Here is a 13,398-nt window from a genome sequence, read left to right as displayed (position 1 = left end):
AATTTTCTAAGTATTATACCATAAATAAAAGCGTCTACATGAGATAATTTGAATAGTACTTATTTACGTTTATAAAGGAGGATTCATCAATGGGACGCGATATTCAAGCTTTAATTGCTCAGATGACATTGGAAGAAAAAGCCGGCATGTGCTCCGGTCTTGATTTTTGGCGTTTAAAAGGCGTGGAGCGCCTTGGTATTCCTACAATTATGGTCACGGACGGCCCGCACGGGCTGCGCAAGCAGCAAGGCACCAGTGACCATTTGGGCATATTCGATAGTGTACCCGCGACTTGTTTTCCTTCGGCAGCCGGTATGGCCAGTTCGTGGGACCGGGAACTGATCGGCAAGGTTGGCGTTGCGCTGAGTGAAGAGTGCCAAGCAGAGAACGTAGCTGTCCTGCTCGGACCAGGCGCCAACATCAAACGCTCGCCGCTGTGTGGACGCAACTTCGAATATTTCTCGGAAGATCCTTATCTTTCTTCAGAAATGGCCACCAGCCATATTCAAGGTGTACAAAGTCAAGGGATTGGCACATCGTTGAAGCACTTTGCGGTAAACAACCAGGAGCACCGCCGAGTGGGCGTTGATGCGATTGTCGATGAACGCACGCTGCGGGAAATTTATTTGGCGAGCTTCGAGGGCCCGGTGAAGAATGGTCAGCCGTGGACCGTCATGAGCGCTTACAACAAAGTAAACGGAACGTTTGCTTCCGAGAATAAGATTTTGCTTACCGATATTTTGAAGGAAGAATGGGGTCATGAAGGGTTCGTCGTTACGGACTGGGGCGCAAACAATGACCGGGTAGATGGCCTTGCTGCAGGGCAAGAGCTGGAAATGCCTTCGAGCGGTGGCCTGGGCGACCGTAAAATCGTAGAGGCTGTCCAAAACGGCCAGTTGTCCGAAGAGGCGCTTAACCGTGCTGTAGAACGGATTTTGCGCATTATTTTCATGAGTGTGGATAACAAAAAACCAAACGCGACTTACGACCGCGATGAGCACCACCGTCTAGCACGCTCCGTTGCGAGCGAAACGATGGTACTGCTGAAGAACGAAGGAAACCTGCTCCCGCTGGCAAAAGGAAAGAAACTGGCGGTCATAGGCGCATTCGCGCAAAAGCCAAGATACCAAGGCGGCGGAAGCTCTCACATTACTCCGACCCAGATCGACGTGCCGTTTGAAGAGATCCGAAAATTGGCGGACGATTCTGCATCCGTTGTATATGCGCAAGGCTTCCATACGGATACAGACGATCTGGATGCCATTTTAGTCGAGGAAGCGAAAAAAGCTGCCAGCGAAGCGGACGTCGCCGTCATTATCGCGGGTCTTCCTGACCGATATGAGTCCGAAGGCTATGACCGCAAGCATCTGCAGATGCCAGCGAATCAAAACCAGCTTATCGAAGCGATCGCGGGTGTGCAAAGCAATGTAGTCGTTGTGCTGCTGAACGGTTCTCCGATCGAAATGCCGTGGGCCCGTCAAGTAAAATCGATTCTTGAAGCTTATTTGGGCGGTCAGGCGGTAGGTGGCGCGATGGCTGACCTGTTGTTCGGCGTAGCGAATCCGAGCGGCAAACTTGCCGAGACGTTCCCGATGAAGCTAAGCGACAACCCATCGTTCCTGTTCTTCCCGGGAGAAGGCAATCGAGTCGAATACCGTGAAGGCATTTTCGTCGGCTATCGCTATTACGATACCAAAGAAGTGAAGCCGCTGTTCCCGTTCGGACATGGTCTAAGCTATACGACATATGAATATTCGGATCTTGTCATCGGCAGCAAGGAAATCAAAGATACGGATACCGTAAGCGTACAGGTAATGGTGCAAAATACGGGATCTCACGCCGGTAAAGAAATTATTCAACTTTATGTCCGTGATGTGGACAGTACGGTTATCCGTCCGGCCAAAGAATTGAAGGGCTTTGCCAAAGTCGAGCTTCAACCAGGGGAAAAGAAAACCGTTACGTTTACGCTGAACAAGCGCTCCTTCGCCTATTACAACGCGGAGCTTAAAGATTGGCATGTAGAGTCCGGAGACTTTGACATTTTGATGGGCCGTTCGTCTGAAGATATCGTCTTGAGCGATACGATTCGCGTCGAATCGACCGTTATCTTGAAAATAAAATGCGATCGTAATACGATGCTAATCGATCTGATGAACGATCCACATAGAGCTCCGATCGTGCAAGGTCTAATTCAGAAGTTCCAAGAGGGAATGGGCGTTTCGATGACCGATCTCGAGTCAGGGGAAGGTAGTGAAATGTTCGCCGAGATGATGAAGTATATGCCGCTGCGCACTATGGTTGCTTTCAGTCAAGGCTCATTCACAGAGGAAATGCTGGATGGACTTGTTAAACAATTGAACGAACTATAAAATAACGAAGTCAGAAGGTTAAATATTCCCTCCCAAGGTGACATGAAACAATCACATTCCTTGGGAGGTTTTTTATATGAAGAGCGCCTTGCGAGGTGCTCATTTTTCGTTCATTCCTGGACATGGAATATTCGCGATCAGATGACCGAAAAATTGCTCCACTGTGAATAGAAAAAAGCGGGTGAATTTCCCGAAAGTAGTGGTGGGGGTATTGAAGAGTGACTGGTAAAAATGGTAAAAATATCATATGAGTACATAGAGGATTAAGAAGGGGGATGAGCATGCCGATTCTTGATAAGCTTCCTAGAGCCATAGAAGATCAGCTTACAGAAGAACCATTGTTCCACGCTGTTTCTGATTTAATGAAAGATGGTCAATTCGGTCAACAATGGCTCGTATTGACTGAGCAAGAAGTTTCGGTTTGGGGTACGGATGGGGAGCTGGTTTTGAAACTTGCCGTTTCGTATATTACCGAAGTCCGAGCTGTAGGAGGTGTGGGGGGAGGCTCTTTACTTGCCGATACCCCAAGCGGCCCGATTATACTTATCCGTTATACAGCATCGCTTACCTCTATTTTTGGTTTCGCCTCCAAACTCATTGGAGCTGTTGCCAAAGGGGAAGAACGGCCCACGGTTTCTGAAAAAGAACTTCCAAGGAATTGTCCCAAATGCCGCAATCCACTACCAGACGGTTCTCAAGCTTGCCCTGTATGTAAAAGTAACAGCAGGGTTTTGTCTCGAATGTTAAGTTATGCCAAACCCTATAAAATGCAGATGCTTGCTGCGGTGATCATGTTGATTTTTACAACGCTGGTGGAGCTCATTCCGCCTTTTCTGACCAAAATGATGGTTGATGATGTCCTGACACCCATGAATATGGGTTCCACACTTCTATGGATTGTCATCGGTCTTGCAGCCACTTCGTTAATGATTACTCTAATGCAGACCGTGCGTGGCATGATTGGCGTTTGGATTGGCTCTAAAATCATGGGAGATCTTCGTCATGATGTCTATCAATCTTTGATGAAGTTATCGTTATCCTTCTTTGATCGAAGACAGTCTTCCCAATTTATTGGAAGGGTGAATAATGACTCGGAGGCGATGCGGCAGTTCATGACCGATGGTGTTGTATGGGTCACGGGTGAAGCTTTACGGGTGATCGTGATTTTCGTCATTATGTTTAACTTAGATTGGAAATTAACCTTGCTCGCCATGCTGCCTATGCCTTTCATGATTGTGTTGTCCAGTGTATTATGGCCGATGATCGGCAGACGCTGGTATCAACAATGGAGATCTATTTTTAGATTAAATGCATTAGTTGGCGATTCTCTACAGGGTATTCGTGTCGTCAAAGCATTTGGTCAGGAAAATACGGAAATGTCACGCTATTCTGTGGCGAATAAGGATTTAGTTCGGAATAATATTCGGATTGAAGGTTTGTGGCAGGGTATATTTCCCGTCTTTGCGTTAGTGGCTGGCGTGGGCACTTTATTGACCTGGTACTATGGCGGGAGTAAGGTGCTTGGTGGTGAAATATCCACGGGTACACTGATCGCGATGGTTACATATTTAGGTATGCTTCTGGGACCGCTGCAGTGGGTGAGTCAAATGATTAATTGGGCATCACATGCTCTTTCAGCGGCGGATCGAGTATTTGAGATTATGGATACCCCTTCGGATGTGCCCGATACTGCGAATCCAACGGAACTCGGCCGTGTTAAAGGGGACGTAGAATTCAAACAGGTTACGTATGGATACGAAAAGCATCACCCTGTGCTCAAAAATGTGAATCTGAAGGTAGCGGCAGGAGAAATGATCGGACTGGTCGGACATTCAGGTGCCGGAAAATCGACGTTCATTAACATGATCTGTCGATTCTATGATTCCGATGAGGGCACCATTACAATCGACGGTACGGATATCCGTAATATTAGCCAGCGTGACCTGCGTAAGCAGATCGGCGTAGTGCTCCAGGAGACGTTCCTGTTCGACGGGACGATTGCAGAGAATATCGCATATTCCAAACCGGACGCTACGAAACTAGAAATTATGCGTGCCGCTAAGATTGCAAATGCTCATGATTTCATCGTTCAGCTGCCTGATGGCTATGATACTAGGGTCGGAGAACGTGGACATAAGCTGTCAGGCGGAGAAAAGCAGCGAGTAGCGATCGCCCGTGCAATTATTCACGATCCGCGGATACTCATCCTGGATGAAGCAACAGCCTCTGTTGATACGGTGACAGAGCGGCAGATCCAAGAAGCGATTTCGCGTCTGGTCAAAGGAAGGACGACGTTCGCGATCGCCCATCGCTTGTCCACTCTTCGAAATGCAGACCGGCTTGTCGTGTTGGAACGCGGTAAGATTATTGAAGTGGGCACCCATGAGGAATTGCTCACTGCGAAAGGCGCCTATTTCAAGCTGGTTGAGGCACAGAAGGAAATGTCCAAGATTAAGGGGGTAGAAAATGCATGAGTGTTATCAATGGGATCATTGATGAATTAGACGTTAAGGATCCCTATGAGATACATATCCTTGAACCAAGTATGGTCTCATTTAGCCGCAGCCAAGGTGGCGTGTTTCAAGGAGTCATTGAAGGCAAGACCTTTGAAGAACTTATCCTTTATCGTATATTTCCCTTTCAGTACACGACTCAATATATTTCCGTCCGTAACTCAAAAGGCGAGGAATTGGGTGTCGTTCTTGACATTGACCAGCTTGATGAAGAAAGCCGAACGGAAATCGATAATGAGCTGAAATTCCGTTATTTTCTGCCGCTTGTGACCCGTATTGATAGCATTAAGCAAAAAGCCGACCTATGGATTTGGGAGCTGCAAACGAATCTGGGTCCGACCCGCATCGTCATGCGGAACTTACATGAGCATATGCAATACCCGAGTGCGAACCGCATCATCCTCACCGACATCAACGGTAAAAGATGCGAAATTCGCGATTGGACATCTTTGGATGGTCACAGCCGGAGTCAATTGAAAGACGCTTTATAATGTAGCTCGTAAAGTGCTGTGGATGGGTTGTAGCTTTGCATAGCCTCAATTTGTTTTCATAAGTATTAAAAGCGACCTTGTATGGTCGCTTTTTTAGTAATTATGGATTTATGGATTAGAATTCTAAATTAATTCTCTCCCCGGTTTCTGCTGATGCTTCAATGGCCGCTATCAATCGATGCAAATCGAATGCGTCATGAAAATCAGGGGTTTCATTGCTGTTCAAGAGGATGTCTTTCGCAAAGGATTGGTGCGCTCGAAATACATTAGTGAAAGGCACCTTTGTATTGTCCACCATGAGAACCGTAAAATCGCTAGGCTGACTAGTGACAATCGTTTGTGTTGAATCATATTTAGCTATCGATACACTCATCCCGCCATATTGCGGATGTCCGATGGATTGATTTTGATAGAGCCGAATGATCCCTTTCTCTCCTTGTATTTCTAACAGGAATTGAGGATATGCTCCACCTTGCAGATGAACGACGATCGGGATATCGTTATTGATTTTTCCGTTAATCATGTATTGGTCTTCGATGTTTTTGTTGATTGTACGATCATTATCCAGAATTCGAGCTTCTGTATAATGCGTATGGCGTCCCGCTTGAACCTCCGTAAAATGTCCGAAGATATAAGTGACGACATCTAAAGCATGTCCTCCATTAATGGTTAGCAGCGTCGCTCCGTTCTTTCGATCCAGGATATAACTGCCGGCTTGATCCACCCAATTTCCTTTTGCATGTGTGGAAACCTTCATATTGATCGACAGAATGCGTCCGATTTCCTTGTTATCTACTAACTCTTTAACAAGCTTTACTTCATCTGACTGGCGTGATTGTAAACCAATTGCATGCTTGATCGTGGATTGATTCAGCTCCTTCATGATGGATTCGACTTCACTTGTGCCTACGGCGAGAGGCCATTCACAGTAAATATGTTTATTTGCCCGGATCGTATTCAGTACGATTTCCTTATGGAAAGGAGCTTTGACGCTCACAATGACCATGTCCACGTGGTTAGATGCAAGCATTTTTCTATAATCATCATAAGCTTCGACTACTCCAAGCTGGCTCGCAGATTCTTTGGCCGATTCCATGTTCGTCGTTGCAATAGCCGTAATTTGATGATGTTCACTCTGGATTAACGCGGGAATATGTGTAGAGCTGGCCCACCGATTTCGAATGGACCCCCCGATAATGCCCACCTTTATTTTGTTGTCTTGCATAGAGAACCCTCCCATCTTGTTGTTAACAGCAGTATAATGCTTATTAGATATCAAAAATAATGTTTTTATTTCATATATATATCAAATTTAGTGATATCAAAAGGGTGACTTCATGTGGATATTGAAAATATGAGAGCCTTCATTACGGTTGCAGAGCATCAAAGTATTTCACATGCGGCCAAAGAGCTGCACCAGCTACAATCCAATATGACAGCGAAAATTAAAAAAATCGAAAGTGAGTTCAATAAAGAACTTTTCTATAGAAAACCCAGAGGGATGGAGCTGAATGAAGAGGGGAAGAAACTATACGCACAGTTCAAGAAGATCGTACTACTATGGGAAGAAACCAGAAGTATGATGAATGAAGACAGCCCGGTGCTAAGGCTTGGGTTAATGGTGAGTAAAAATCCTCCGAATTTTGATGATGCCATGAAAGCCTTATATGAAACATATGAAAATCTGATGGTTACGATTAAAACAGGTAGCACACCCAAAATTGAAGAAGAGCTTGTGAACGGAACGATCGATATTGGATTTCTGGTGGGGAAAACGGACATGAACTCGCTTCACTATAAAAAGTACGGAACGGAGAAACTGGTGCTCGTCGGCAAAAACATTGATAAGCCGCTTGAGGAGATTTTGAAGCATGACAATCTCATTATCTCTTCTGAAAATTGCTACTATAAAAAAATATTGGATGTATTACTCGAAGATCATAAGGCGATTAGATCGGATTTTGTGGAAATTGCCGCCTTGGAATCGATGATGAACATGTGTCAGCTTGGCATGGGAGTCACCTTGATTCCAGAATCGGATACGGCTCGGTTAGGAATAAGGCATTATAAAGTGATAGATCATAGCTGTTGTGAGATTGAAAAATTCATCAGTTATCGGAAGAATCATAAAATCACAGGAGTCGAGCAGCAATTAATGAATCGAATCGTCACGGCGAATTGATGCTGAAGATGATGATCAGGCTGAAGGATGGGTGTGATAAATGTCATCGGAAACATATATTTAAATTTTGAATAATAGGGAGAGAAGACTGATAAAGGAAGTCACATGAAAGGGGGCGTGAGACCGTTGGCAACCAGCCGTGGATCAGCGGAGCAAGATTACGTTATTGAGCAGGTGAGAAGACAGGCATTTCAATGTACGGTATTGTGGTGCGAAGGGCGTCCATGCCTGGAGTATAACAGCCAGGAGGAACTGAACAAAATATCCGACTATGTAAAAGCAGAGTTTGATAAAGACCTTCTGGACGTGTTCTTTACCGCTATTGAAAGCATTCCGGTGGAATCTTCATCCTAATACATCAAGAAAGCCTGATCCTTTCGAGGACCAGGCTTTCTTTCGTAGTAGAATGCTTGACGTCAACCAACATAATACGAGCCCGGACATATCACTCAAGAAATTGGCAGAGCTGTTCCATACGTTGCTATACGGCGTTTCCAAGATGTTCAAGGAAGTCAGAAAAAATTGCTCAGCCATTCAAAGAATGTTCGTTGCTTTCATCCGGGAACGAATTTATCATAAAAAACGCAGATGGGCCGTGCTTTCTGATAAAATGCCGGATTCTTTTCCGGGGTCTTGCGGGATAAAGGAGAGGACGAGGTGATCCGTCGAAGCCGCCAACCGCGAAGTGAGGTGATTGGAAACGCAGGGCAATGAAAGCGTAGGCAAGGCCGGGCTTTGGAAAGACGCGCCTGAGAGGTAGAACGAAAGAATGTAAGGGCATCGGCCCAGGGAGAAAGGGGAGGGTTTTAAAAGGAGGTGACCATTACCTCTATTCCTGTCAACAGGTCAATCCCATATATTCGCCACGGAGAAAATAATAAAATTATTGTGGGAGGTATTTGTAATGAGGTCTTACAAATGGGTCCTTGCAGCAATAGTTGTTTCTTTAACGATGATCCTACCAATAATGCCAGCCAATGCATACGTACCGCCGGGTACTGACATTTCAAACGGAGCTAAAAACATTTTACTGCTTTATACAGGGTATTATGATCCTGCCAACTATAATGGACAACAAGTGGGCGTATATGAAAAAGAAAAATTTAAGCCATATGTATCTCACCTTAATCAAAATGATGAACCAGATGACTATTTTTTTGATACATTCCTTTTTTTGGGGATAAAATCGCCATATGGTGGTGTTACTGGTGGTCGTTACTATGGCTCACCGGATACTCACCCAGGACAAAAACAAGATTGGCAATGGTTTTTAGACAGGGTTTTCACACAAAATCAGCAACTTGACGCATTAAATCAAGCGGTAAAAGAAGCTAATCAAAAATTAAATCAACCGGATCACAAAGTTTTGGTTTATATGATGCTTCCCTTTCCTGATTCCCAAAGTACAAACTTCGGCGATATAGATGGCAGTGGTACTTCTTTAGATTTCTCTTCACTTGAAGCAAGGGAGAAAGCGATAAAGTGGTATATGGATCAATTCATGTCACGCTTTAATGATGCGAATTATCAAAATTTAAAATTAGCTGGCTTCTATTGGACGGAGGAAGATCTCAATACAAGTATCCCAGGTGAAACCGAAAGTGTAAAATATACGTCCGATTATGCGCATAGTTTTGGATTAAAATTGGGTTGGATACCTTATCGAGGTGCAATGAATTATACGAATGGCAATAAATATGGATTTGACTGGACTTGTATACAACCTAATCGTTATTTTGATACTAGCTCAACATATTCAAGAATAAAAGAAATAGCTAAAACGGCTGATAGTTCTGACGAAGGTATTGAAATTGAGTTCGATCAGACAGTTTTAGGCGATAAATGGTATAGACAAGCACTTATGGACTATTTAATAGGCGGAGTAGAATCAGGGTATATGAAGAATTCGTTACTCGCGTATTATCAGGATGTTTATGGAGTATATGATTTGTACTATAGTGCAAATCCCATTGGGAAAAAGCTATATAATGACATCTATCATTTTACGAAAGGTGATTTTCAATTACCGGCAACCGGAAACATAAAAGGAAGAGTTGTAAATATTAAAGGCGAACCCATTCAAAATGTTGAAGTTACTCATGGAGATAAAGTTGTGACAACAGATGAATATGGAAATTACGAATTTGATAATTTATATGCGATGGGGCAAGACTTCTCAGTTGCCGATATTGGGGATAAAATATATAAATCTACAAAATTCAGTGTTGATATACAAGCTGGACAAACCATAATGAGAGATATCGTTCTGGAAAACGGAATCCTCGAAGGTAAGGTTGGCGGTACAGTAGATCATTCGGTTTATTCAAATCTTAGTGCGGGAATCATACCGGAAGTTTCTATGCCCGCCGGTGGTGATGATAGGGAATTACAAAGGGAAACGAACCTAATGCCGGTTCTAACTGACGGTATATATGGAAATGGTAATTGGGATACAGATCGAGATCATTACGTTGACTTCCATGGTAATACCAGACGTGATTTATACATCAATCTTGGGCAAACATCCACAGTAAAAGAAATAGGCTTTCGTGCATTACTTAGCGATGAAGCCGGCATTCGTTTACCGAAGAGTATGGATGTCTCCATTTCAAATGATGGAGGCAAATCATGGGGATTACTGGGCTCGATAACAGATAATATGGTAACGCTAATAGATGCTGCACATGATGTTTACGAATATCACCTGAGCGATTTAAATTTCCAAGCGAATGTAATTAAAATAAGTTTTGATGTTGCACCATGGGTTTTTTCTGATGAAGTCAAAGTAATGGGAAGTCACGGAGTCATAGATGGAGCCACACCTCCGCCCGTTAACAATGAAATTATTAAGGCTCCTAATTATGCAATGTCTATAGAACCCGACATAGAAGAATTTTCAATAGGCCAAACAGGAAAGATAACAGTTAAGGATTTAAAACATACTGATGATAGCGGCAAGCCCATTATTATAAATAATGCTATATTTAGCTCTTCAAATCCGGATATCGTGAAAATTAATTCTGACGGAAATATCACTGCACTTAGTGGAGGTAGTGCGATGATATATGCGTCTGTCAATGGAATCCAAGTAGAAAGCAAACTGATAAATGTAAGCGTAACGGATCATACTCCTCCTGCAACAAGCGCCTCTGTGGCGGGAGAAATCGGGAAAAACGGATGGTACAAGTCAAAAGTTGCCGTTGCCCTATCTGCCGAAGATGCGGAATCTGGTGTCGCCGAAACCTATTCTAGCATGGACGGCAAAGAGTGGATGAAAGGAAACGCGGTTGCCATCGAAGCGGACGGCATGCATACCCTGCAGTATTACAGTAAGGATTCCGCCGGAAACCAGGAACAAACAAAATCTATGGTGGTGAAAATCGACCAAACTGCTCCTGTGATCGATGCGGCATTACCGGAAACAGTCTATAGCACGGATGCGGTTTCCCTGCGAATTTCCATCTCGGATGCGACAAGCGGCGTGGATCAAACTGTTATCAAACTGGATGGAGTCGAGGTTTCCGCACCTATTGAACGGGAGCCGTTCACTCTGTCGGTGGGGGACCACATCGTCGAAATTGCTGCAATGGACCTTGCTGGTAATGAAGTCGTGCGGCAGTTCACATTCCGGGTTGATCTGGACATTGATCATTTGGACGAAGTGTTGAATCTGGGATACGACAAAGGCTGGATTACAGATCGTGGCATCCTGAACAGCTTGATGGCTAGTGTGAGAAAGGTGCAGGAGCAGCAAGGAGACGCGAACCAAGTGAATCAAGGTTTGAACGCACTGAGGAATAAAATCTCGGCCCAGTCCGGCAAACATATCGATCGGACATTAGCGGACTACATGCTTGCCGCCATTGATCGACTGATGCAGAACAGTCATTGACGAAAGGGAGGTGAAAATCACGTGGGGCCAATATTTCAAGACCGGTATCGTGCTCACGATGCCCATGCTTTTCATCTCCTTGACCGGATTATACCTATGACTCCATGTAATCCACACGGCGAATCTTAACGCCGTGTAGGTGATGACTGCGGTTATTGCCGTTGTGTTGGCGTGCTTAAGTTCCGTGAAGTGCACGACGCCAGCGAGGCAAGGATTGAGAAGTTCGTACGACCGAGGAAGTAATTAACGAAGATGACCTCCCTTGAGCTTGCAAGCCAGGGGGTCATCTTCTGCTCAAAACAGCCGACTACCTTTGAAGGCAATCTATTGCATGAACATGGATGTTCCAGCATCCGTTACATCTAAACGCGGTCTGTCTTCTATGAAAGTACGTCGATAGACGTTTTTCTTAAGAATAAACATGAGACAAAACGGATACCGGCCTGCAGCCTACGATGAGTCGCTGACCATCTGAATAACCTTCCTCACGGCCTTCTAATTCGTGGATCAGAACGGAGCGCCAGTAGCTAATACGCTCTTGCTGATCCTCATCATCGGCGGCGTTATGAAGCTCGTGCGGATCATTGATCAAATCGAAATATTGTTCTTTGCCGGTTTGCGAGAACCAGATGTATTTTTCCTTGCCATTGGTAATCCAGTGGTTTGAGTTATTTCCACTGGAATGCTCACCGTGCAAATAATTGCGCCATGCTGAAGGATTCTCAAGCGTACTCTTTTGCGCAAGCTTCCACACGCTATCGCCATCTACTGTATCTGGAATAGCAACACCTGCAGCTTCCAAGAGGGACGGCATGATATCGCGCATTTCGACGACTTCATTACACACGGTTCCACGGCTTAGGCCAAGATGATTTCCTGCATCATTGACGATAAATGGCACTCTGGCGCTTCCCTCGTATGGGAGTGTCTTACGGAACAAATGATGATCGCCCAGCAATTCACCATGATCAGATGTAAACAGAATAATCGTATTTTCGCGTTCGCCGTATTCGCTTAGCACCTGCAAGAACCGCCCAATTTGATGATCGATATGGGTGATCAGCGCGTAATAAGCAGCCATGGCCTTTTTCAAGCGGCGAGTAGGAACAATCCCTTCGGATGTGGTGGATAACAGCCCTTGTTGTCCAGGAAACTCGGTCTGTGCCCAATCACCGACAACAGGATCTGGAATATCCAAGTCCTCATACAGATCGAGATAAGCCTGTGGCGGATCAAACGGAGGATGCGGCCGTACAAATGACATCATCAGAAAGAATGGCTTGCTCGGGTCGCGGCGCCGCAAGAAATCAATCGATTGTGTAACCGTCCAGTTCGTCGGATGCAGCTTCTCGGGAAGATGCCAAGGTCGAGCGACAGTGGAGGCATTACAGTCCAAACCAAGATCTAGCATGTCAGCATCCGGTACCCGCTCGCGCAGCCATTGCACATAATCGTCAACCTCATCATAATGCTCCTGCACCGGAATGCTGTGCTTGTTGCGGTTGTGATGGAGGTATCCATCATGAAGTACAATGTTATGGAAGCCTAGCAGATTGCGTGCCGGGTATGTATGCATTTTGCCGACACATTGCGTATGATACCCTGCCTTTGCCAGCTCGCCCGGAAGTGTTGCGCTATAGTTCCAAGGTACTCGGTCTTGATAGCCTACGCGTCCATTCAGGCGCTGGCTTTGCCCCGTCAGCAGCGCTGCTCGCGCAGGCACGCAGCTTGGTGTAGCTGAATAAGCGCGGTCAAAGCGAACGCCCCGCAAAGCGAGTTCATCCAGATTCGGTGTTTCAACGATCGGATGTCCTGCAATGCTCAAGCAATCGAATCGCATCTGGTCGACTGTAATAAGCAGAATATTCGGTTGCTTCTGTGATTTCTGCTGCTCCACTACATTCACTCTCCTATCGATTATCATTGACCATATCGTTGCATATTGAATGAA

At 45.1% G+C, this 13,398-nt stretch carries 8 protein-coding genes and 1 pseudogene; 7 read left to right on the top strand and 2 right to left on the bottom strand.

The annotated features are described in order from the left end of the window. The first annotated feature begins 89 nt into the window (after positions 1-89). From MUG84_RS10525 to MUG84_RS10515, 3 genes are all read left to right on the top strand, one after another. Positions 90-2,369 (top strand): beta-glucosidase family protein, encoded by a 2,280-nt coding sequence (locus MUG84_RS10525; protein WP_244724856.1) that lies wholly within the window; start codon positions 90-92, stop codon positions 2,367-2,369. A 281-nt stretch (positions 2,370-2,650) separates the two neighbouring features. Further along, positions 2,651-4,843 carry an ABC transporter ATP-binding protein gene (locus tag MUG84_RS10520; RefSeq protein WP_244724855.1) on the top strand — a complete coding sequence of 731 codons (2,193 nt, stop codon included), beginning with the start codon at positions 2,651-2,653 and terminating at the stop codon, positions 4,841-4,843. Continuing rightward, positions 4,840-5,373: a DUF1854 domain-containing protein gene (locus MUG84_RS10515; RefSeq protein WP_244724854.1), complete on the top strand. Its 534-nt coding sequence runs from the start codon at positions 4,840-4,842 to the stop codon at positions 5,371-5,373. Before MUG84_RS10520 ends, MUG84_RS10515 begins: the two co-directional genes overlap by 4 nt. A 115-nt stretch (positions 5,374-5,488) precedes the next feature. On the opposite strand, the gene MUG84_RS10510 is transcribed toward MUG84_RS10515, so the two are convergent. Continuing rightward, the gene (locus tag MUG84_RS10510; protein ID WP_244724853.1) at positions 5,489-6,598 is read right to left on the bottom strand and encodes a Gfo/Idh/MocA family protein; all 1,110 of its coding nucleotides are present in this window, start codon (positions 6,596-6,598) and stop codon (positions 5,489-5,491) included. 114 nt (positions 6,599-6,712) lie between these two features. Here MUG84_RS10510 and MUG84_RS10505 point away from each other — a divergent pair, with 114 nt between their 5' ends. The 4 genes and pseudogenes from MUG84_RS10505 to MUG84_RS27630 all read left to right on the top strand — a co-directional run. After that, complete coding sequence (locus tag MUG84_RS10505) at positions 6,713-7,555, top strand: LysR family transcriptional regulator (protein ID WP_244724852.1); 843 nt, start codon at positions 6,713-6,715, stop codon at positions 7,553-7,555. Positions 7,556-7,681: 126 nt separating this feature from the next. Further along, positions 7,682-7,909, top strand: coding sequence for a hypothetical protein (locus MUG84_RS10500; RefSeq protein WP_244724850.1), 228 nt, complete (start codon positions 7,682-7,684; stop codon positions 7,907-7,909). 550 nt (positions 7,910-8,459) lie between these two features. Further along, positions 8,460-11,447 carry a DUF4855 domain-containing protein gene (locus MUG84_RS10495; RefSeq protein ID WP_342346106.1) on the top strand — a complete coding sequence of 996 codons (2,988 nt, stop codon included), beginning with the start codon at positions 8,460-8,462 and terminating at the stop codon, positions 11,445-11,447. Between the two features lie 7 nt (positions 11,448-11,454). After that, a pseudogene (locus tag MUG84_RS27630) lies at positions 11,455-11,547 on the top strand (ArsB/NhaD family transporter); the annotation flags it as partial. Between the two features lie 309 nt (positions 11,548-11,856). Here the strand turns inward: MUG84_RS27630 and MUG84_RS10490 are convergent. Beyond that, complete coding sequence (locus tag MUG84_RS10490; RefSeq protein WP_483310666.1) at positions 11,857-13,344, bottom strand: arylsulfatase; 1,488 nt, start codon at positions 13,342-13,344, stop codon at positions 11,857-11,859. Between the last annotated feature and the right edge of the window lie 54 nt (positions 13,345-13,398).

Origin of the sequence: Paenibacillus mangrovi (assembly GCF_022898935.1) — a bacterium.
Classification (GTDB): domain Bacteria; phylum Bacillota; class Bacilli; order Paenibacillales; family Paenibacillaceae; genus Paenibacillus_AQ; species Paenibacillus_AQ mangrovi.
Note: the sequence above shows the minus strand (reverse complement) of the source record. Positions and strands in the feature narration are given on the sequence as shown.